This is a genomic window from Burkholderia sp. LMU1-1-1.1 (assembly GCF_040675865.1).
Classification (GTDB): Bacteria; Pseudomonadota; Gammaproteobacteria; order Burkholderiales; family Burkholderiaceae_D; genus Rugamonas.
On the sequence record NZ_JBEGHG010000002.1, the window covers coordinates 57,906 to 79,568 of the forward strand.

Consider the following 21,663-nt stretch of genomic DNA (forward strand, 5'->3'; position numbering starts at 1 on the left):
CTTTATCGCCGGTGCATAATGCACAAATCCCAGTCGAAGGGCGCACAACATGCATGTACTCGTAGTGGAAGACGATGCCGTCCTGGCGGACGGTCTGAGCCGCGTATTGGGCGGGCACGGCATGGTGGTCGAGGTGGTCGGCGACGGCGCCCAGGCCGACGTGCTGCTGCAGCGCGCCGGTCCCGGCGCCGAGGTGGTCGTGCTCGATATCGGCCTGCCGGGCATCGACGGCCTCGAGGTGGTGCGCCGCCTGCGCGCGCGCGGCAGCCAGGTGCCGGTGCTGTTGCTGACGGCGCGCGACGCCATCGAGGACCGGGTGCGCGGGCTTGAGCTGGGCGCCGACGACTACCTGGTCAAGCCCTTCGCCACGGCCGAACTGGTCGCGCGGCTGAAGGCGCTGGCGCGGCGCAACGCGCCCAAGCCCACGGTGCTGGCGCTGGGCGACCTGGCGCTGGACCTGTCGGCCAAGCGGGCGCGGGTGCGCGACAAAACCGTCGAGCTGTCGGTGCGCGAATGGGCGGTGCTCGAATACCTGCTGCAGCACGGGGCGCGGGTGGTATCCAAGCAGCAGATCATCGAAGCGATCCTGCCGTGGGGCGACGACCTGACCCTGAACGCGGTCGAGGTGTATATCTCGCGGCTGCGGCTGAAGATCGCCGACGCCGGCGTCTCGATCCGCACCATCCGTGGTTTCGGCTACATGCTCGAGCTGGCTCCGGCGCGGGGTACGGATGACTAGCATCAGGCTGCGGCTGCTCAAGACGCTGATCGTGCCCATCCTGCTGATCAACCTGGCGGGCGGCGCGTTGGCCTACATGCTGGCCTGGCTGCCGGCGCAAATCGCCTTCGACCAAAGCCAGCCCGAGGCGCCGATGCGGGGGCCGGCCGGCGCGGTTCAGGCGGCGCCGGCGGGACAGGCCGCGGTCGACCCGGCGCGGCACAAGCGCGCACAGATGCGGCAAGCCGTGGTGCGCGGGCTGGTGCTGCTGGAGGTATTGATCGCGCTCGCCTGCATCGGCCTGATCTGGTTCTCGGTCAGCAACGGGCTGCGGCCGCTGAACCGCCTGCGCGCCTGCCTCAACGCGCGCGACGGCGACGACCTCGCGCCGATCGCCGTCGCCGATGTGCCGTATGAACTGGAGCCGGTGGTGTCGGCCCTCAACGGCCTGCTGGACAAGGTGGACGACGGCGCCAGGGCGCGGCAGGACTTCCTGGCCAACGTCGCGCACCAGTTGCGCACGCCGTTGGCGGGGCTCAAGACGCAGCTCGAATGGCTGGGCGCGCGCCACGCCGAGCCGGACACGGCGCACTCGGTCAAGCTGATGCTGTCGGCCACGGAGCGCATGATACGGCAAACCAACCAGCTGCTGGCGCTGGCGCGCGCCGAGCCGAAGCACTTCGAAAAGACCCGGCTTGAAGCGGTCGCGCTGAACGCGCTGGTCGAGGACGCGATTCAATCCTTCGTCGACCAGGCCACGGGCAAGGGGATAGACATCGGTTTCGATTTACGGCCGGTCGCGATCAGCGGCGACCGTTTCCTGCTGCGCGACCTGATCGACAACCTGATCGACAACGCCATCCGCTACACGCCGGCGGGCGGCGCGGTGACGGTGGCATGCGGGGCGGACGAGGGCGGCGGCGTGCTGACGGTCGAGGACAGCGGCCCCGGCATCCCGGTGGCCAAGCGCGAGCAAGTCTTCAGCCGCTACGTCAGGCTCGACGACAAGACCCACGGCAGCGGCCTCGGCCTCGCGATCGTGCGCGACATCGCCGTCGTCCACGGCGCCTCGTTGAGCATAGCCGACGCCGCCGGCGGCCAGGGCGCCCTGTTCACAGTCCGCTTCCCCTAAGTGTTGTTTGTCAGGTGTTTGTCAGCATTTCCTCAGGGAAATGCAAGCTTGCGGGCGTAGACTGGTTCCAGCAGATAACATTCCTGGAGCCGGCCATGAAACAACGCATACAGAACGGTTTTACGCTGATCGAGGTCATGGTCACCGTAGCCATCGTCGGCATCCTGCTGGCCGTGGCCGTTCCCGCCTACAGCGATTACGTGGTGCGCGGCCGCTTGAGCGAGGCGTTCACCGCGCTCGGCGGCGCCCAGCCGGCGGCCGAGCAATATTGGTCCAACAACCGCACCTACGTCGGCTTCGGCGCCGCCAACACTTTTCCGGCCAATACCCCTTACTTCACCTACGCCCTCAGCGGCGAGTCGGCCTCGACCTACACCTTGACCGCGACCGGCACCGGCAAGATGGCAGGCTTCGTCTATACCATCGACCAGAACGGCACCCACGCCACCACCGGCAGCCCCGACGGCTGGGGTGTCAACACCGCCTGCTGGGTCGACCACAAGGGTGGCGCATGCACCAATTGACGCTACGGTCACGGCGCGGCCGGCGTGGCCAAAGCGGTGTCACGCTGATCGAGCTGCTGGTGACGATCACCATTTTCGGCATCATGCTGGCCGTTGGCATCCCCAACGCCAGCCGCTGGCTGCTGGCCAACCGCGCGCGTGGCGCCAGCGAGTTCTATGCCGACGGCTTCAGCCTGGCGCGCCGCCAGGCCGTGGCGCACAACGCTTTCAGCCGCATTTCGCTCACGCCCAACGTCAACACCGGCCAGATGGATTGGCAGGTCGATATCTGCTTCGCCACCCCGGCCGCCCAGTGCAACGCCGCCCAGGGCGCCTGGTCGACCACCGACGCGCCCTCGGCCAGCGACCCGGAAGGCGACGCCGGCTGGAAGTCGGTGTTCCGCGCCGCCGATTCGCTGCCGCCGGCCGAGATTCTGCAGCCGACCACGCAGCCGGCCGGCAGCAACCAGGTGTACTACACGCCGCTCGGCTGGGTCGATCCGTTGTTCGCCGGACGTCTCAACAGCCTGCGCCTCGATCCGTCGACGGCGTTCGCCGACGAGGTGCCGCCGGTGGCGCTGGTGGTGACCCTGGCCGGCATGGCCACCAAGTGCAATCCCACCTTGCCGGACACCGACAACCGGGGCTGTCCGCCATGAAAAACCTCCCTGTCCGCCGCCAGGACGGCATCGCGCTGCTGGAGGCGATGCTGGCCATCGTGATCCTGGGTATCGGGCTGCTGGGCACGATCGGCCTGCAGGCGCGCGCCTATTCGGCGCTGTCGGACGCCGGCATGCGCGCCGAGGCCACCATGGCCGGCGAGAAGCTGCTGGGCGTGATGCTGTCCGACACGGCCAACCTTGCCAGCTATAACCTGGCCGAGAACGGCACGCCCGGCGCGGCCATCGCGCCGTGGGTCGCGGAGACGCGCGCGGCCATTCCCGGCGCGATCGTCTCCGTCAATGTGAACCGGCAGGTGTTTCAAACCCAGGTCGATATCGCGATCCGCTGGCAGCGCAAGGCCAACACGGAGCAGAACCGGCATGTGCTTACTTCCTATATCGCGAACTGACATGGATGCCCATCCTTCCCCCGCCTTGTCCGGCGCGCGCCGGCGCGGCGGCTTTTCGCTGGTCGAGCTGATGGTCAGCGTGGTGATCGGCTTGCTGGCGCTGGTGTTCGCCACGCGGTTGGTGGTCAGCGGCGAACAGAACAAGGATGCCGCCGTCGGCGGTTCGGACGCCATGCAGAACGGCATGCTGGCGCTGTTTTCGCTCGGCGGCGACGCCGCCGACGCCGGCTGGGGCTTGAACGATACGATGCTGTCCGGCTGCGACACGGTGTTCTCCGACGCCAACGGCTACCAGCTGGCGGCCGAGCAGCGCGGCGGCGCCCCCGTCACGCCGCTGGCGCCGGTCGTGATCCAGTCCAACGGCGCCGACAGCGACGTCGTGTCCTTCTACAGCGGCACCTCGCAGACCGGGGTCGGCTCGACCAAGCTGGTGGCCAACTACGTCCCCGGCGAGAGCACCCTGACTGTCGACAGCCGCAATCCCTACGATTTCAATGTCGGCGACGTGCTGGTGGTGGCGCCGATGACATCCGGGGCGCGGCGCTGCACCGTGTTCCAGCTGTCGGGCTTCGGCATCGGCCTCAACGGTAACCAGTTGCAGGTCGCCAGCGGCGTGGACTTCCCGTTCAATCCGCAGGCCGGCCTGACCACGGCGTATCCGCTCAACGTCAGCTATGTCTACAACCTGGGCAGCGCCGCCCGCCTGCATTTCCATACCTGGTCGGTCAACAACGGCATCCTGCTGCTGCGCTCGACCGACATGCCCGGCTCGGCGCGGCAGGGCGCGTCCGTGATCGACAACGTGGTGTCGCTCAAGGCGCAGTACGGCTTCGACAACCGCGTCGTGGCGGAGTACGACCCGAACACGCCGGGCAACGGCGCGGCGCAGGTGTCGACCGCCAGCGGCATGCGGATCGGGGTGTGGAGTTCGACCATGATCGACGCCGACAACGATGGCGTCGTCGGCGGCGCCGGCGACTACCAGCGCATCGGCTCGGTTCGGCTGGCGGTGGTGGCGCGCAGCAAAAGCGCCGAGAAGCCCAATAGCGCCGGCCAGTGCGGGGCGACCACCGCGTTGCCGACCGTGTTCGCCGGCAACGCGCCGGCCACGGTGGCGGCCGCGCCGGTGCAGGTGAACGTGGCGGTGGCCGGCGACGCGATCGATTGGAAGTGCTATCGCTACCGCGTGTTCGAGACGATCGTGCCGATCCGTAACGCCCAATGGAGGCCATGATGACCACGTCGCCATCGCCGGCCCGCCGGCGCCGCCAGCCGCCGGGGCGCGGCCGCCGGCTTCAGCGCGGCATCGCCTTGCCGGTCATGCTGATCATGCTGACGGTGATGCTGGTGAGCAGCATCTACCTGCTCAAGTCGAGCACGTCGACGACGATGACGGCCGCCAACCTGGCCTATGACTCGGCGCTGGGCAAGTCGGCCGACGCCGGCCTGCACGCCGGCTTCGCCTATCTGCGTTCGGTGGCGAACCGTTCCGATCTGCTGGTGAACCAGCCGGCGCAAGGCTATGTGGCGACCTTGACGCCGACCTGGACCTCGAGCAACCCCTCCTTCTGGCTGGGCGCGGTCACGATGCCGGCCAATCCGGTCACCGGCGACCAGGTCCAGTACGTGATCCACCGCATGTGCACCTTCCCGGGGGAGTACAACGCCGCCAACAACAGTTGCCGGACGACGTCGGCGCGCCCCAATAGCCGGGCGCCGCAACCGTTCGGCACGTCGCTGGCGCTGGGCGGGCCGAAATTTTCGCAGCAGCCGCAGATCCACTATGTGGTGACGGCGCGCATCAATGGCGCGCGCGGCGGCAACGTGGTGACGCAAGCGGTGGTCTTGAAGGGTCCTTAATCATGAGCAAACATATCTTCCCGCCGGCGCTGGCCTGGGTGTCGAACCTGGTGCTGGCCTGGACGCTGGCCCTGGCGTCGTCGTCCGCCGGCGCGGCCGCGACCCAGATCGCCCAGGTGCCGCTGCTCAACATCACCGGCACCGGCACCGTCAAGCCGAATTTGATGCTGCTGTTCGATAACTCCGGCTCGATGGAGCAGACCTACACGCCCGATTACGTCAACGACAGCCTGTGCCGCAGCGGCGCCACTTTGCAGGCCGGGACCACGGTGTGCGCGGTCGGCCATCCGCCGTTCATGAGCTCCGACTTCAACAAGCAATACTACAACCCGGCGATCCGCTATCTGGTGCCGATCAGGGCCGACGGCAGTTTCTACCCCGAGCAGAACCGCGCCAATACCACCGACTGGACCTCGGTCAGCGGCGACGGTTTCGGCGCCAGCAGGCGCGACCTGGCCGGCGCCGCCGTCACCGCCAACCTCAATCTGGTGACCGGCTTCCCGGACCTGCGCTGGTGCTCCGGCGGCACCTGCCGCGCCAACACCTCCAGCTACACCTATCCGGACGCGACCTACCAGACCGCCAGCGCGGTCACCACCGGCCCGTATTACTACACCATCGGCGTCGGCCAGTTCTGCACCGACGAGACGATGAAGGTGTGCCAGTCGACCGCCGTCGGGGCGACCGCGCCGGCCGGCTATCCGGTTCCCGTCAAGGTGCGCTGGTGCAGCGACCGGCTGTTGACGCAGTGCCAGGGCAAGCGGGTCGGCACCTTCATCTATCCGAGTTATTCGGCGCCGGCCGGCGCGGTGGCCGCCTACGGCACCATCGCCATCGGCGCCTCGGCCACGGCGACCGCGATGACCATCACCGGCGTGACGCTGACCGACGCGGCCAACGTCCAGACCAGCCTGACCAACGCCACCATCACCGCCGCCGCCGGCACCAACACGGCCACCAAGCAGCAGGCGGTGGCCAGCGCGCTGGCGGCCAACATCATCGCCACCGCCAACCCCACGCAGAAGCAGATGTACGCCTGCGTGCGCACGCCCACCAGCCAGTCGAACGTGCCCGCCTGTAGCGTGTTCGGCATCACCCTGGCGTCCGATAATATCGTCGCCGTGGTGCCGGTGACGTGCTCGAGCACGCCCAAAACCGTCAGCGGCTGCGTCACCATCACCGACGCCAGCCGCGCCGGCTGGGGCTTGTCCGTCACCGCGCCGCAGGTGCAGGTGAGCGCGCTGGTGCCGGCCAAGTCGGTGATCACCTTCAGCAGCTCCAGCAATACCTCCAGCGGCCAGGACGCCATCATCCGCAACCTGTCGCTGGGCGCGACGACCCTGATCGGCGGCAGCAGCGGCAGCAATCCGAGCTACTTCAACCTGGGCCGCAACCGCAGCGCGGCCTACGTGGCCAACGCGCTCACCGGGCGTATCGGCGTGGCCGGCAGCGTCCGCGCCTACCTGGGCGGCAGCACGCTGTGTCCCGGCCTGGGCGTCACCAGCGTCTGCCTGCTGGACTACGGCGCCACGTCCAACGCCGCCGCGATCAGCAATTTCACGATGGACAACCAGGGCGGCGTGAGCTGGACGCGCGGCGCGACCAGCGGCTACCAGGCCGCCGTCAACGACGGTATTCCGAGCTCGACCGCCGCCATCTCGGCCGGCTCGAGCGCGCCCAATCCCTTTGTGCGCGTCAACATCGTCAGCGGCCAGACCTATCCGAAGGGCGCCGACCGCGTCGATTGCGCCGGCGCCACCAGCTGCACCTACGACGAGGAGATGACCAACTTCGCCAACTGGTACGTGTATTACAAGAGCCGCCTGCAAATGATGAAGACCTCGGTCGGCCTGGCGTTCGCGGCGATCACCGGCAACTACAAGGTCGGCTACGTGAAATTGTCGAACGCCGGCGCCGGCCAGGCGATCGACCAGAAGCCGGCCGACTTCACCGGCACCGCCCGCACCAACTGGTACAACAACCTGTACAACACCACCACCTCGGGCTCGACGCCGATCCGCACCGCGATGGACAACGTCGGCCGCATGTTCGGCAACCTGGCGCCCTACAACTACGGCGCGGGGCAGGAGGTGGTGCAGTATCCCTGCCAGCAGAACTTCCTGATCCTGACCACCGACGGCTACTGGAACGGCAGCACCACCAACAACGTGGTCAACAACGACAACGTGGAAAACCCGGCGCGTTTCTGCACCCAGGCGCGCGGCTGCGTCGACGGCCGGGCCCAGGCGCAGCCGTCGATCGCCGACGTCGCGCTGCACTGGTACAACGGCGGCTCCAGCACCACCACGGTGTCGCTGCGCCCGGCGCTGGAGCCGGACATGACGCGCCCCGGCTCGGTGCCGGCCGGCCAGGGCGAGAACACCCACTTGCACATGAACACCTACACGCTGGGTCTGGGCGTGGACGGCGTGATGACCTACGAGCGCAACTACGACACCGCCGCCAAGCCCGGCGGCGACTTCTACAACCTGATCACCGGCGCCACCAGCGGCTGCCCGTGGAACAACAACGGCGCCTACGTGTGGCCCGACCCGGCCACCGCCAGCACCGCCAACACGGTGCAGGAGCGGGTCGACGATCTGTGGCACGCGGCGATCAACGGCCACGGCAAGTATTTCAGCGCGCAGGAGCCGAAGGAGGTCATCAGCGGCCTGAGCGAGGCGCTGTCGAACATGCAGGTGCGCAGCGGCGCGGCGGCCGCCGCCGCGACCTCGACGCCGAACATCACCCGCACCGACAACGATATCTTCTCCGACACCTTCACCACCGTGAAATGGTATGGCGAGCTGTCCAACCAGAAAATCGACATCACCGACGGCAGCGTCCTCCCGACGCCGGTCTGGACCACCAGCAACACCCTGGGGAAGCGGGTGGCCGGCGGCACCGACACCCGCCGCATCTACATGATGAATCCGGCGGGATCGCCCGGCGGCGACCTGCTTGATTTCCGCTTCGCCAATATGAGCGGCATCACCGCCGGCTGGTTCAGCAATAAATGCGCGGCGCTGGCCCAATGCACCTTGCTGTCGGCCGCCGACCGCGCCATCGTCAACGACGGCGACAACCTGGTCAACTGGCTGCGCGGGCAGCAGCAGTACGCCGACGACAACCTGTTCCGCGCCTACACGATGACGTCGGATGACCCGGGCGCGCCCGCGACGCCGATTCCGATCGTGCTCGGCGACATCGCCTCGTCCAAGCCGGCCTTCGTGCGCGCGCCGCTGGCCGAGTATCCGGACATCGACTACGACGCCTACAAGGACAAGTACGGCAATCCCGCCAGCCCGGACTACCGTGCCGGCACGGTCTACACCGCCGCCAACGACGGCATGCTGCATGCGTTCGACGCCCAAAACGGCGAGGAGGTGTGGGCCTACGTGCCGCGCATCACGATGAAAAAGCTGCATGCGCAGGCCAGCATCACCTACGGCACCAACCACCAATACACCACCGACGGCTCGCCCGAGGTGGCCGACGTCAAGGTCGACACGCCGTCGGGCAAGCAATGGCGGACCATCCTGGTGGCCGGCCTGAACGGCGGCGGCCGCGGCTATTACGCGCTCGACGTCACCGACACCGGCGGCGCGCCCAAGCAGTTGTGGGAGTTCTGCGCCGATCCGGCCGTCTGCGCGCTCAACGACCCCGATCTCGGGTTGACGTTCGGCAATCCACAGTTCGGCACCCTGGCCGACGGCCGGTGGGTGGTGTTCGTCACCTCCGGCTACAACAACATCACCGGCACGGACGGCGTCAGCGGCGGCGACGGCAAGGGCTACCTGTACGTGCTGGACGCCTACACCGGCCAGTTGCTGAAGAAGGTCAGCACCAACTCGGGCGACGCGGTCACGCCGTCGGGGCTGGCCAAGATCACCGCCATTTCCGACGATCCGAGTTCCGATCCGAAGGCGACCTTTATCTACGGCGGCGACAACCAAGGCCAGATGTGGCGCTTCGACCTGACGGCCGCCAGCGGCGCCGTGTCGGTGATCAAGATGGGCGACGCCGGCGCCAGCAAGCCGATCACCACCCGTCCCGACGTGACCATGTGCGGCGTGCCGACGACCACCACCACCGGCGGCGTGACCAGCACCAGCATGCAGGGCGTGCGGGTGGTGCTGTACGGCACCGGGCGCCTGCTCGATATCCCGGACACGTCCAGCACCGCGATCCAGAGCCTATACCTGCTCAAGGACAGCGGCGTGCCGATCAGCAATGTCCGCGGCGGGACGATGGTGCAGCAGACCCTCAGCCTGGTCGGTCCGAGCAGCAACACCAACACCTATGCGATCACCAGCAACCCGGTCGACTTGTCGCAAAAGGACGGCTGGTTCTTCGACTGGTCGCTGGTGCCCGGCGAGCGCATGAACCTGGACCCGCAGATCGTCAGCGGCGTGGCCAACGTGGTGACCAACCTGCCGACGTCCTCGTCGTCGTGCTCGGTGGGCGGATCGAGCAACCTGTACCAGGTCAACGTCTGCAACGGCCACGCGATCGGCACCCGTCCGGCCGGCATCACCTTGTCGAGCACGTCTGCGGCGGTGGGCTTCATCATCGTGCGCCTGCCCAGCGGACAGCTCAAACTGATCACCACGCTGGCCGACGGCCGCAAGGTCGTCAACGACGGCGCCGAGGAGGCCGGCGCCGAGGCGCACCGGGTGGGCTGGCGCCGCGTGCGGGGGGAGTGACAGGTCCCGCCGGCCCGTGAAACAATTCACACGGCAGAGCCAAGTGCCGGTAAAATCGAGGGTTTTGCAGAACCGCCTTAGATCGCGAACAAATGGTCAACGATATCGAAACCGCAATACCCGAAAATAACGACGACGCCGCCCCGGCGGCCAGCGCCAAAACGCCGGCGCTGATCGCGCGCGAAGTGCTGCGCCGCCGCACCTTCGGCATCATTTCCCACCCCGACGCGGGTAAAACCACGCTGACCGAAAAGCTGCTGCTGTTCTCGGGCGCGATCCAGATGGCCGGCACCGTCAAGGCCCGCAAATCGGGCCGCCACGCGACCTCGGACTGGATGGAGATCGAGAAGCAGCGCGGCATTTCGGTGGCCTCGTCGGTGATGCAGTTCGAATTCCGCGACCACGTGGTCAACCTGCTCGACACCCCGGGCCACCAGGACTTCTCGGAAGACACCTATCGCGTGCTGACGGCGGTCGACTCGGCGCTGATGGTGATCGACGCCGCCAAGGGTGTCGAAGCGCAGACCATCAAGCTGCTGGCCGTCTGCCGCATGCGCAACACGCCCATCGTCACCTTCATGAACAAGATGGACCGCGAGACGCGCGATCCGTTGGAACTGCTCGACGAGCTGGAATCGGTGCTGAAGATCCAGTGCGCGCCGGTGACCTGGCCTATCGGCATGGGCAAGAACTTCCGCGGCGTGTACCACCTGCTGAACGACGAGATCATGCTGTTCAAGGCCGGCGAGGAGAAGGCCGACGGCGCCTTCGAGATCATCAAGGGCATCGACAATCCACGCCTGCAGGAGATGTTCCCGCTGGAGATGGACCAGCTGCGCATGGAAGTGGAGCTGGTCAACGGCGCCTCGCATCCGTTCGACCTGGAGCAGTTCCTGTCGGGCGTGCAGACGCCGGTGTTCTTCGGCTCCGCGATCAACAACTTCGGCGTGCGCGAGATCCTGTCGGCGCTGGTCGATTGGGCCCCGGCGCCGCGCGAGCGCGACGCCACGGTGCGTTCGGTCGATCCGAAGGAGCAGCCGTTCACCGGCTTCGTGTTCAAGATCCAGGCCAATATGGACCCGGCGCACCGCGACCGCATCGCCTTCCTGCGCGTGTGCTCGGGACGTTTCGAGCGCGGCATGAAGGTCAAGCATTTGCGCCTGGGGCGCGAAATCAAGGTCTCGTCGGTGGTGACGTTCATGGCCTCGTCGCGCGAGCAGGTGGAGGAGGCGTACGCCGGCGACATCATCGGCCTGCCGAACCACGGCAACATGCAGATCGGCGACTCGTTCTCAGAAGGCGAGCTGTTGACCTTCACCGGCATTCCGTACTTCGCTCCGGACTTCTTCCGTTCGGTGCGGATCCGCAATCCGCTCAAGATCAAGCAGCTGCACAAGGGTTTGCAGCAGCTGGGCGAGGAGGGCGCGGTGCAGGTCTTCAAGCCGGTGCAGGGCGGCGAGCTGGTACTGGGCGCGGTCGGCGTGCTGCAGTTCGAGGTGGTGGCGAGCCGCTTGATGAACGAGTACGGCGTCGACGCCGTGTTCGAGGGCACCAGCATCAGCAGCGCGCGCTGGATCTCGAGCGACGACAAGAAGGCGCTGGCCGACTTCGAGAACGCGCTGGGTCACAACGTCGCCTACGACGCCGCCGGCAACATGGCCTACCTGGCCACGTCCAGCGTCAATTTGCGGTTGACCGAGGAGCGCTGGCCGAAGCTGAAGTTCCACGCCACGCGCGAGCACTCGGCCAAGCTGGTTTAATAGTCTTAATGCGCCGCGAGGGCCCGCAACAGCGCGGGCACCTCGCCGCTGATCTCGCGCGCCAGATACCCCAACGGCCCGTGACGCAGCGACAGCTGCTCCCCGGCCATCGCGTGCAACGCCACGCCCCAGGCCGCCGCCTGCTCCAACGCCGCCCCGCGCGCCGCCAGCCCCGCGATCAAGCCCGCCAGCACATCGCCCGATCCCGAAATCGCCAACCCCGTATTGCCGCCCTCATGACGCCACCGTTTGCCCGACGGCTCCGCGATGGTGGTCACCGCCCCCTTGAGCGCCACCACCGCCCGCCAATCGCCCGCCGCGCGTTGCGCCGCCAGCTCCGGCGCCGCCGCGATGTCCTCCTTTTCATCCCCCGTCAGACCGGCCAGTTCGCCCGCGTGGGGCGTCAGCAGTACCGGACTATCGAAGCGGAACCCATCGCGCACCAGGCACATGGCGCCGGCATCGAGTATCAGCGGCGCGTGCGCGCAATACGGCAGCAGCAGCCGCACCAGCGCCGCGCTGGCCGCCTCGTCCTGCATGCCTGGACCGATCAACACCGCGCTGGCCCGCTCGCACGCCTGATACAAACTCGCGGCGCCATCGGCCACCAAGCCGCCATCGGGCGTCTCGCCCAAGCCGATGACACGCGCCTCCGGCAGCGCCACGCCAAGCTGCGGCGCCACGCTGGCGGCCGTCGCGATGGTCAATTTACCGGCTCCGGCGCGCAGCGCGGCGGTCGCCGCCAGCAGCAACGCACCCGGCATCTCGCGCGACCCGGCGACGATCAGCACATGGCCGCGCACCTCCTTGTCGGCATCGGCGCCCGGCATTGGCAGCTTCCAGTCGCGCAACGACCCGGCGGTGATGTCCGTATCGGCGCTCATGATTTCGGGGCGGCCGGCATGTCCGGCTGGTCGGTGACCGGCGTGCCGCTGTCTTCCAGCGGCGCGACGAAGTTGGCCTGCACCAGCACCAGCTTGCCGTGCTTGCCGGCCTTGGGGTCGTAGCGGTATTCGGTGATGCCGCAGTTGGGGACGTCGCCCATGCGGTCGATCGCCAGGATGCCTTCCTCGTCGAGCCGCTCGAGCAGGTAGCGGAAGCAGTTGACGATCACCTGGTGGGCGACGATCAGCACGCGCTCGCCCCGGTATTCGCGGCTGATGGTGTCGAGCGTGCTGCGCAGGCGCAGGATGACGTCGCACCAGCTTTCGCCGCCCGGCGGGCGGAAATAGAATTTTCCCACGTGCTGGCGCTGCTCGGCCAGGTCGGGGTATTTGTCGCGGATGCCCAGCGGCGTGAGGCGGTCGAGGATGCCGAACTCCTTTTCGCGCAGGCGCTCGTCGGCCACCACGGCGCTCAATTGGTCGCGGCCCAGTTGATCGAGCACCGCGCTGGCCGTGGCGCGCGCGCGGATATACGGCGAGAACAGCACCACCGTCGGCTGGCCGTCCGGCCCGAGCGCGCGGAACCAGCCGCCCAGCGCCTGCGACTGGCGCTCGCCCAATGGCGATAGCGGCACGTCGACGTCACGCTCGGCGATGTCGATCAGGAACTGGGACGCGGCTTCGGCGGCGTCGCGCGCGACGTTGCCGGCGCTTTGGCCGTGCCGCACCAGCCAGATTTGGTCGGGCCATTTTTGTTCGCGTTCCATCATTTGCCCCCGTCGATATCGAGCTCGATCCACACCGGCGCATGGTCGCTGGGTTTTTCGCGCCCGCGCACGTCGCGGTCGACTTCCGCAGCCTTCAACGACGGCGCCAGATCGGGGCTGAGCAGCAGGTGGTCGATGCGCAGGCCGGCGTTGCGTCCATAGGCGTTGCGGAAGTAATCCCAAAACGTGTAGATCGTCTCGCCCGGATGCATGGTGCGCAGCGCGTCGGTCCAGCCTTGCGCGAGCAGCCGGTGGAAGGCCTCGCGCACCTCGGGCCGGAACAGCGCGTCGTCGACCCAGCGCTCCGGCTTGTAGACATCGAGCTCGGTCGGCATGACGTTGAAGTCGCCCGCCAGCACGGTCGGCGTGCCGCTGTCGAGCAGGCGCGCCGAGTGCGTGATCAGACGCTCGAACCATTGCAGCTTGTAGTCGAATTTGGGGCCGGGCGCCGGATTGCCGTTGGGGAGATACAGGCCGGCGATCAATACGCCATTGACCACCGCTTCGATGTAGCGGCTTTGTTCGTCGTCCGGATCGCCCGGCAGGCCGCGCCCGACTTCGATCGGCGCCACGCCGCGCGCCAGGATGGCGACGCCGTTCCAGCTTTTCTGGCCGTGCCAGACGGCCTGGTAGCCGGCTTCGTTGATCGCCGCCTCGGGGAATTTTTCCTGCGGCGCTTTGAGCTCCTGCAGGCAGACGGCGTCCGGCTGCGTTTCGTGCAGCCATTGGAGCAGGGCGGGCAGGCGGCTGCCGATGCCGTTGACGTTGAAGGTGGCGATGCGCATGGATCTCCTTGTGTTTTGTTTGGCTACTCGTCGTGGAGGACGGTGATCTGGCCGTTCGCCTCCAGGAATACGCACTTCATTTTATCTTGCGGGCAGTTGGCCTCGCGCAGCGCCTGGTCGATGTCGCCCTTGGCGACGTGATTGCGGCGCATCGCGTCGTGGAACACCATGCCGTCGCGTCCCAGCAGCACCGCTTCGCCGTCGATGATGGCGGCGATTTTCTCGCTGCGCGAGGTGGCGATGGCGATCGCCACATTCAGCACGATCAGCGTCAGCGCCAGGATCAGGGCGCCGGGGATAGAGTCGTCGCCGCCGGACAGCGACGACGATACCGCTTCGCTCAGCAGCATCACCACCAGCAGGTCGAACGGCGTGAACTGGCCCACCGTGCGCTTGCCGGAAAAGCGCATCATGACCAGCAAGGCGATATACACGATACTCGCGCGCAAGACGAATTCCCACCATGGCAATTCCATGTCGAACATGCTTTTCTCCAGTACGATTCTTCCAGCGATTGCATTGCATTATATGCAGCACGCCTCGGGCGTGGCGCGCTGGTGCGGAGCCAAATCGCCGCGGCCGTGAGCCAGCGCACATAGCGTGGACGGCCGCGCCACTAAGCTGTGCATATGCCCGATTGGATCGATTTCTTGCAGTGGCCAGCGATGGCGGTGACAGTGCTCGCCGCGTGGCTGGTCGCGTCCACCCAACACACCCGGCGCAAGGTCGGGTTCTGGTGTTTTTTAGCCAGCAATGCGTTGTGGGTGGCGTGGGGCCTGCACGACGAGGCTTACGCGCTGATCGCGCTGCAGCTCTGTCTCGTCGCCACCAATATTCGCGGCGCTTTCAAGAACGAGGATAAGCCTTCGGAGGAAAAATAGGCGCGGGCGCGCGCGCCGGCCCTACTTGGCGGGCGCCGCCAGCGGCTTGCCTTTTTCAACCACGAACACGCCGACCAGCTTGAGCGTGCCGGCGCCGGCGTTGACGGCGTCGTGGACGGTGCCGGCCGGGATGATGTACGACTCGCCGGCCTTGATGCGGCGCGGGTCTTCGCCGTCGACGATCAAATCCGCTTCGCCCTCCATCACATAGCCGATTTCATCGCCGGGGTGCGAATGGCGTCCGGCCGTCGCGCCCTTGTCCAGCTCCACCCGCGCGACGACGGCCTCCCGGCCCGGCACCGAGACGTCGCCTTTCTGAATCACGGTGCGGCGGATGGCCGACGATTGCGCCAGCGCGGTCGCCGTCACGGCGCTGGCGGCCAGCAGCAGTATCGGCAGGACCAAGCGGATCTTCGGGTAGGGGCGGGGGAGCGGCGGCTGTCTCATGGCGTATCCTTTCTGTGATGGATTGGACCTCGGAGCGCGGGAGCGCCGCTCGATTTTACGCCTGTCCGCGCCTTCCCAGCCAATAGGCGTCGGCCACCGAGCCCACCCAGCACAGCAGGATCACCAGCGAGGCGGCGTTGGTGGCCGGATTGTCGACGCCGGAGGCGTGGATGCGCGCGATGATCTGGAACGGATCGATGGCCAGCTTGCCGCTGTTGATCTCGTCGACCAGGGCGTAGGCCAGTTCCAGCGTGGTGCGCAGCAGGAAGCCAATGGCCAGCAGCGCCGGCACGATGAACAGGCAGCCGCGCAGCGGCCGTTTCAACAGCAAATGGCCGAGGCCCGGGAAAATCAGCGCCGACACCAGGGCCGCCTTGGTAGTGGGTTTCATCATGCGTGCGTGGTTCCGTTCGTTGTGGCTGTTGTTTATTGGCAGGGCTGGCGTCAAGTTGAGACAACGCAAGATTGCGTGGGGGTACGAGGCGTAGATTACAGCATGTTACCTGCGGGGGAAAATCATGCGCGCCATATTCGGAATCGTCACATTGCTAAGCTGTTTGTCTGTCAACGTCGCTGCCAACGCCGAGCCCAGCGAGAAGGATGCCGTCGCGCTGGCCGAGAAGGGCGCATTGTTCATCAAAACCCACGGCAAAGCGGAAATGATCGACCGCATCAACCGCAAGGACCCGATGTTCAACCAGGGCGCGTTGTATCTGGCGATGCGCGACATGCACGGCATCACCATCGCCCACCCCACCCACGCGCTGATCGGCAAGGATTTCCTCGACGTGCCGGACGCCGACGGCAAGGCCTTCCGCCACGAGATGGTGGCCGTGGCCAAGGGCAGCGGCAAAGGGTGGGTCGACTACAAATTCCGCAATCCCGCAACCGGCAAGGTCGCACCCAAGAGCACCTACGTGCTGCGGGTGGACGACGTGGCGCTGGAAGCCGGCATCTACAAACACTGACCGGTCAATGTCATGCTTAGCAAACTTCGTATAGGTCCCAAACTGTTGTTGGCGCCCGGTGTGGTGCTGATCCTGCTCATTTGCCTGTCGGCCGGGGCCTACCTCGGCATGGTGCGGCAAAACGAGTCGCTCGAAAACATGGTGCAGCAGCGCGCGGTGCGCCTCAAGGCGACCGCCGACCTGGTGGCCGGCGCCAACCGCGCGCATACCGAAATCTACCAGCTGCTCACCTGGATCAACGCCAGCTTCGCGCCACCGCGCATCGACGCGCTGGTGCGCGACATCCACACCCGCCACGCGGCGCTGGACCGCCAGTTCGCGCAGCTGGAGATGGTCACCCAGTCGAGTCCCGCCGAGCGCCGCTTCGTGGTGCAGTCGCAGGCCGCGCACGCCCAGTACGTGAAGGCCATCGCCGACGTGATCGAGCTGGGAATCGCCGATCATTCGATGGCTGCCAACGCCATGTTCAAGGCCGAGCGTGCGTTCGACGTGGTGTCGCAGCGGCTCGACGAGCTGTCCAAGCTCGAACAGTCGCTCAGCGAGCGCGCTTTCACGGAGGCGGAATCGGAGTTCACAAGCGTGTCGGTCTGGATGCCGATCATGGTAGCGATATCAATTATCTTGTCGCTATTGGTCACGATGGTGGTGCGTAACGCGTTGTTGAAGGAGGTGCGCGAGATTGGCGCGGCGGCGATCGATCTCGCCGAGGGCAACCTGACGGTCAAGAACCGCGTCTACGGCAGGGACGAGATCTCCGAGACCTCGCGCGCGCTCGACACCAGCATCCGCAACCTGAACACCACGCTCAAGACGATACTGGCGTCGGCCGAATCGATGGACTCCGCTTCGCGTTCGGTGGTTCAAGGCAGCGTGGATTTGACGCAGCGCGCCGAAAAGCAGGCCAGTTCGCTGGGCGAGACCAGCGGCGCGATGCGGGAGCTCAGCTCCACGGTGGCGCAGACGGCGAACAACGCGCAGCTGGCCAATCAGCTGGTGCGCTGCGCCACCAACTTCGCCGTGCGCGGCGGCAGCGTGGTGCAGCGGCTGGTGGTGACGATGGCGTCGATACGCGGCAGTTCGCGCAAGGTGGTGGACATCGTCGGCGTCATCGACGGCCTGGCGTTCCAGACCAACCTGGTGGCTTTGAACGCGGCGGTGGAGGCGGCGCGCGCCGGCGCCCAGGGCGAGGCGTTCGCGCAGGTGGCCAGCGAGGTGCTGACGTTGGCGCAGCGCTCGGCGACGGCCGCGCACGAGATCAAGGCCTTGATCGCCCAGTCGGTGGCCGAGATCGAGGGCGGCGCGCGCTCGGTGGAGGAGGCCGGCGACAGCATGGCGGAGATCGTGGCCTCGGTGCAGCAGGTGGGCGACATCATCAGCCAGATCAGCGAGGCCAGCGCGGAACAGGCCCAGGGCCTGCAGGGCGCGCACATGGCGATACTCGAGATGGACCAGGTGACGCAGCAGAACCTGGCCCTGGTGCGGCAGGCGGCGGCGGCGTCCACGGGGTTGCAGCGGCAGGCGCTCAACCTGTCGGAGGCGGTGGCGATGTTCAAGCTGGAAGAAGGACAGGAGCCGAACGCCCCCCAGCAACCGGGCTCGCCGCGGGTAGTGCGCCTGCGGCTGGCGTCGATTAGGAATTGAGCGCACTCGCAGGCCGTTGGCGGCTCCCGGCGGATTACGCGCTGCGCGCTAATCCGCCATGCGTGCGTCGCCAGCGGCTCGATTTTCAACCATCGACGGCGTCGCGCCAGCGGTCTCCGGGCCGTTTCAGGTAATTGTCGAAGACGTACCGCCACGGCATGGCGATGGGTATCATCACCACCAGCAGGCAGGCGAACACGTTTTCCGTCATGGCCTGGTCCATTTGGCCGGCGCGCCACGCCGGCAGCGCGACGATCGCCAGCCACAGCGTTTTCCACACCAGTTCCCACAGCAGCACCGGCAGCATTTGCAGCGGGTAGCGCACGCCGACGGCGCACAGCAATCCGAACGCGGCGAGCATGCAGTTGACGACCCCCTGCATCATTTCCCACTGCTTGTCATGACGAATAATCCCCGGCCAAACGACCATGGCCAGTCCCACGGCGATGATCAGATAGACGGCCCTCAGCATGTACAGGCGTGGCAGAGACACTGGATGCATCGTTCAGCTCCCGGATATATGGAATATCCATCTTACAACGGAAAAAGCAGGCAAAACCGTGAGGTTCACCTGCTTTTTTGGGGAGCCGCGCTAAACGCCGCGCGCGCCTTCGTCAGTCGTTACTCGTAATCGCTCATCGGCGCGCAGCCGCAGAACAGGTTGCGGTCGCCGTAGACGTTGTCGGCGCGGCCGACCGGCGGCCAGTACTTCTGCTTGCGCAGCGACGGCACCGGGTAGGCCGCCACCTCGCGGCTGTACTTGCGTTCCCACTTGTCGGCGGTCAGCACCTCGGCCGTGTGCGGCGCGAACTTGAGCGGGTTGTCCAGCTTATCGAACTCGCCGCTCTCCACTTTGGCGATCTCGCCGCGGATGGCGATCATGGCGTCGATGAAGCGGTCCATCTCGGCCTTCGATTCGCTTTCGGTCGGCTCGATCATCAAGGTGCCAGGCACCGGGAAGCTCATGGTCGGCGCATGGAAGCCGAAGTCCATCAGGCGCTTGGCGACGTCCTCGTTGCTGATGCCGGTGGCGTCCTGCAGCTGGCGCAGGTCGATGATGCACTCGTGCGCCACGAGGCCGTCGTGGCCCGAATACAGCACCGGGTAGTGCGGCGACAGGCGGCGCGCGATGTAGTTGGCGCTCAGGATCGCCGTCTCGGTCGCGGCGGTCAGGCCTTCGGCGCCCATCATCGCGATGTACATCCACGAAATCGGCAGGATGCTGGCCGAGCCATACGGCGCCGCGCTGACCGAACCGATACCGGCGTTGTCGCGGATGTAGCCGTTCGAACGCTGGTTGGGCAGGAACTTGGCCAGGTGCGCGCCGACGCCGATCGGGCCGACGCCAGGGCCGCCGCCGCCGTGCGGGATGCAGAAGGTCTTGTGCAGGTTCAGGTGCGAGACGTCGCCGCCGAAGGCGCCCGGCGCCGCCACGCCGACCAGCGCGTTCATGTTGGCGCCGTCGATGTAGACCTGGCCGCCGTGCGAGTGGATGATCTCGCACAGTTCCTGGATGCCTTCCTCGAACACGCCGTGGGTCGACGGGTAGGTCACCATCACGCACGCCAGGTTCTTCGAATGCAGTTCCGCCTTGGCCTTCAGGTCGGCCAGGTCGACGTTGCCGTTGGCGTCGCAGGCCGTGACCACCACCTGCATGCCGACCATGTTGGCCGATGCCGGGTTGGTGCCGTGCGCCGACGATGGAATCAGGCAGATGTTGCGATGGCCTTCGCCGCGCGACTGGTGGTAGGCCTGGATCACCAGCAGACCTGCGTACTCGCCCTGCGAGCCGGCGTTCGGCTGCAGCGAGATGGCGGCGTAGCCGGTCACCGCGCACAGCATCTCTTCCAGTTGCGCGATCATTTCGCGGTAGCCGATGGTCTGGCTGGCCGGCGCGAATGGGTGGATGTTGGAGAACTCGGGCCAGGTGACCGGGATCATCTCGGACGTCGCGTTCAGCTTCATGGTGCACGAACCCAGGGGGATCATGGTGCGGTCCAGCGCCAGGTCCTTGTCCGCCAGGCTGCGCAGGTAGCGCAGCATTTCGGTTTCGGAGTGGTAGCGGTTGAAGACCGGGTGCGTCAGGTACTCGCTCGAACGCGCCAGCGATGCCGGGAACGACTCGGCGACGGCCGCTTCGACGGTGTCGAAGTCCGGGCCGTGGGCCGGGCCGCCGACCGGATGGGCGAACACGGTCCACAGCAGCGCGATGTCTTCGCGCGTGGTGGTCTCGTCGAGCGAGACGCCGACGTGCGAGGCGTCGATGACGCGCAGGTTGACGCCGTGCGAGTGGGCCGAGGCGTGCAGCTGCTCGGCGTTGGCGACGGCGACGGTCAGCGTGTCGAAGAAGGTGTCGTTGGTGACGGTGTAGCCGAGCGTCTTCAGGTTCGACGCCAGCACGCCGGTGTAGCGGTGCACGCGCTGGGCGATCTGCAGCAGGCCTTTAGGGCCGTGGTAGACGGCGTACATCGACGCCATCACCGCCAGCAGCACCTGCGCGGTGCAGATGTTGGAGGTGGCTTTTTCGCGGCGGATGTGCTGCTCGCGGGTCTGCAGCGCCAGGCGGTAGGCCTTGTTGCCCTGGGCGTCGATGGTGACGCCGACCAGGCGGCCGGACATGCTGCGTTTGAATTCGTCGCGGGTCGACAGGTAGCCGGCGTGCGGGCCGCCGAAGCCCAGCGGAACGCCGAAGCGCTGGCTGTTGCCGACGACGACGTCCGCGCCCCATTCGCCCGGCGGCGTGAGCATGGTCAGCGCCAGCAGGTCGGCGGCGACGACCACCATCGCGCCCCTGGCCTTGACCGCCTCGACGCCGGCTTTGTAGTCGCGCACCACGCCGTTGACACCCGGGTACTGCAGCAGCACGCCAAAGGCCTCGCCGATGCCGGCCAATTCGGCCGGATGGAAGCCCTTGACTTCGATGCCCAGCGGCTTGGCGCGGGTCTCGACCACTTCGCGGGTTTGCGGCAGCACGTCGTCGGCGACGTAGAACACGTTCGACTTCGACTTGCCCACGCGCTGGATCAGGGTCATCGCCTCGGCGGCGGCGGTGCCTTCGTCGAGCATCGAGGCGTTGGCGATGCCCATGCCGGTCAGGTCGGTGACGGTTTGCTGGAAGTTCAGGATCGCTTCCAGGCGGCCTTGCGAGATCTCCGGCTGGTACGGCGTGTACGCGGTGTACCAGGCCGGGTTTTCGAAGATGTTACGCAGCACCACGCCCGGGGTCAGCGTGTTGTAGTAGCCCTGGCCGATCATCGACTTCAGCACCTTGTTCTTGCCGGCGATTTTTTTCAGCTTGTTCAGCGCTTCCTGTTCCGGCATCGGCTGCGTGTACGCGCCCAGCGGCAGCGTGGCCTTGTTGCGGATGTTGGCAGGGACGATGGTGTCGATCAGGGCGGCGCGCGAGGCGTAGCCGAGGACCGCCAGCATGGCTTCCTGTTCTGCGGCGTCAGGGCCGATATGGCGTGCGATGAAAGCGTCGCGGGCTTCGAGTTGGGTGAGGCTGGAGCGGGTCATGATTTGTCAGGGCCAAAAGAGAG

At 66.8% G+C, this 21,663-nt stretch carries 20 protein-coding genes; 12 read left to right on the plus strand and 8 right to left on the minus strand.

The genetic code is table 11. The features are described 5' to 3' along the window. Positions 1-49: 49 nt before the first annotated feature. The 9 genes from MRBLMU1_RS02655 (at position 50) to MRBLMU1_RS02695 (ending at position 11,751) form a co-directional block, all read left to right on the plus strand. On the plus strand, positions 50-739 hold the full coding sequence (locus tag MRBLMU1_RS02655) for a response regulator transcription factor (RefSeq protein WP_363496620.1): 690 nt from the start codon (positions 50-52) through the stop codon (positions 737-739). Beyond that, positions 732-1,850 (plus strand): sensor histidine kinase, encoded by a 1,119-nt coding sequence (locus MRBLMU1_RS02660; RefSeq protein ID WP_363496623.1) that lies wholly within the window; start codon positions 732-734, stop codon positions 1,848-1,850. The genes MRBLMU1_RS02655 and MRBLMU1_RS02660 overlap by 8 nt, the downstream gene beginning before the upstream one ends. A gap of 95 nt (positions 1,851-1,945) precedes the next feature. Further along, positions 1,946-2,374: a type IV pilin protein gene (locus MRBLMU1_RS02665; protein ID WP_363496626.1), complete on the plus strand. Its 429-nt coding sequence runs from the start codon at positions 1,946-1,948 to the stop codon at positions 2,372-2,374. Then, positions 2,362-3,012: a pilus assembly FimT family protein gene (locus MRBLMU1_RS02670; RefSeq protein WP_363496629.1), complete on the plus strand. Its 651-nt coding sequence runs from the start codon at positions 2,362-2,364 to the stop codon at positions 3,010-3,012. Before MRBLMU1_RS02665 ends, MRBLMU1_RS02670 begins: the two co-directional genes overlap by 13 nt. Next, on the plus strand, positions 3,009-3,425 hold the full coding sequence (locus MRBLMU1_RS02675; protein WP_363496631.1) for a type IV pilus modification PilV family protein: 417 nt from the start codon (positions 3,009-3,011) through the stop codon (positions 3,423-3,425). Before MRBLMU1_RS02670 ends, MRBLMU1_RS02675 begins: the two co-directional genes overlap by 4 nt. Position 3,426: 1 nt before the next feature. Then, positions 3,427-4,659: a PilW family protein gene (locus tag MRBLMU1_RS02680; protein WP_363496634.1), complete on the plus strand. Its 1,233-nt coding sequence runs from the start codon at positions 3,427-3,429 to the stop codon at positions 4,657-4,659. Then, positions 4,656-5,285: a pilus assembly PilX family protein gene (locus MRBLMU1_RS02685; protein WP_363496637.1), complete on the plus strand. Its 630-nt coding sequence runs from the start codon at positions 4,656-4,658 to the stop codon at positions 5,283-5,285. The genes MRBLMU1_RS02680 and MRBLMU1_RS02685 overlap by 4 nt, the downstream gene beginning before the upstream one ends. A gap of 2 nt (positions 5,286-5,287) precedes the next feature. Continuing rightward, positions 5,288-9,991 carry a pilus assembly protein gene (locus MRBLMU1_RS02690; protein WP_363496639.1) on the plus strand — a complete coding sequence of 1,568 codons (4,704 nt, stop codon included), beginning with the start codon at positions 5,288-5,290 and terminating at the stop codon, positions 9,989-9,991. A gap of 92 nt (positions 9,992-10,083) precedes the next feature. After that, entirely contained in the window at positions 10,084-11,751 is a 1,668-nt protein-coding gene (locus tag MRBLMU1_RS02695; protein WP_363496642.1) for a peptide chain release factor 3, read from the plus strand. Between the two features lie 5 nt (positions 11,752-11,756). Here the strand turns inward: MRBLMU1_RS02695 and MRBLMU1_RS02700 are convergent, their stop codons facing one another. Genes MRBLMU1_RS02700 through MRBLMU1_RS02715 form a run of 4 tightly spaced genes read right to left on the minus strand, consistent with a single transcriptional unit; the run spans position 11,757 to position 14,672 of the window. Beyond that, positions 11,757-12,635 carry an NAD(P)H-hydrate dehydratase gene (locus tag MRBLMU1_RS02700; protein ID WP_363496645.1) on the minus strand — a complete coding sequence of 293 codons (879 nt, stop codon included), beginning with the start codon at positions 12,633-12,635 and terminating at the stop codon, positions 11,757-11,759. Continuing rightward, on the minus strand, positions 12,632-13,405 hold the full coding sequence (locus MRBLMU1_RS02705; RefSeq protein ID WP_363496648.1) for a histidine phosphatase family protein: 774 nt from the start codon (positions 13,403-13,405) through the stop codon (positions 12,632-12,634). The genes MRBLMU1_RS02700 and MRBLMU1_RS02705 overlap by 4 nt, the downstream gene beginning before the upstream one ends. Continuing rightward, entirely contained in the window at positions 13,402-14,187 is a 786-nt protein-coding gene (xth, locus tag MRBLMU1_RS02710; protein WP_363496651.1) for an exodeoxyribonuclease III, read from the minus strand. The genes MRBLMU1_RS02705 and xth overlap by 4 nt, the downstream gene beginning before the upstream one ends. A 23-nt stretch (positions 14,188-14,210) precedes the next feature. Beyond that, positions 14,211-14,672, minus strand: coding sequence for a DUF421 domain-containing protein (locus MRBLMU1_RS02715; protein ID WP_363496654.1), 462 nt, complete (start codon positions 14,670-14,672; stop codon positions 14,211-14,213). 144 nt (positions 14,673-14,816) lie between these two features. On the opposite strand from MRBLMU1_RS02715, the gene MRBLMU1_RS02720 reads away from it, so the two are divergent. After that, on the plus strand, positions 14,817-15,068 hold the full coding sequence (locus MRBLMU1_RS02720; RefSeq protein ID WP_363496657.1) for a hypothetical protein: 252 nt from the start codon (positions 14,817-14,819) through the stop codon (positions 15,066-15,068). 21 nt (positions 15,069-15,089) lie between these two features. On the opposite strand, the gene MRBLMU1_RS02725 is transcribed toward MRBLMU1_RS02720, so the two are convergent. Further along, positions 15,090-15,515: a cupin domain-containing protein gene (locus MRBLMU1_RS02725; protein WP_363496660.1), complete on the minus strand. Its 426-nt coding sequence runs from the start codon at positions 15,513-15,515 to the stop codon at positions 15,090-15,092. A gap of 55 nt (positions 15,516-15,570) precedes the next feature. After that, complete coding sequence (locus MRBLMU1_RS02730) at positions 15,571-15,909, minus strand: DUF6677 family protein (protein WP_363496663.1); 339 nt, start codon at positions 15,907-15,909, stop codon at positions 15,571-15,573. Positions 15,910-16,033: 124 nt separating this feature from the next. Here MRBLMU1_RS02730 and MRBLMU1_RS02735 point away from each other — a divergent pair, with 124 nt between their 5' ends. Together MRBLMU1_RS02735 and MRBLMU1_RS02740 are read left to right on the plus strand one after the other, a co-directional pair. Continuing rightward, positions 16,034-16,483, plus strand: coding sequence for a cache domain-containing protein (locus MRBLMU1_RS02735; protein ID WP_363496666.1), 450 nt, complete (start codon positions 16,034-16,036; stop codon positions 16,481-16,483). Between the two features lie 12 nt (positions 16,484-16,495). Continuing rightward, positions 16,496-18,124: a methyl-accepting chemotaxis protein gene (locus MRBLMU1_RS02740; protein ID WP_363496669.1), complete on the plus strand. Its 1,629-nt coding sequence runs from the start codon at positions 16,496-16,498 to the stop codon at positions 18,122-18,124. Between the two features lie 85 nt (positions 18,125-18,209). Here the strand turns inward: MRBLMU1_RS02740 and MRBLMU1_RS02745 are convergent, their stop codons facing one another. Then, positions 18,210-18,626 (minus strand): hypothetical protein, encoded by a 417-nt coding sequence (locus MRBLMU1_RS02745; protein WP_363496672.1) that lies wholly within the window; start codon positions 18,624-18,626, stop codon positions 18,210-18,212. Between the two features lie 119 nt (positions 18,627-18,745). Next, the gene (gcvP, locus tag MRBLMU1_RS02750) at positions 18,746-21,640 is read right to left on the minus strand and encodes an aminomethyl-transferring glycine dehydrogenase (protein WP_363496675.1); all 2,895 of its coding nucleotides are present in this window, start codon (positions 21,638-21,640) and stop codon (positions 18,746-18,748) included. Positions 21,641-21,663: the final 23 nt, after the last annotated feature.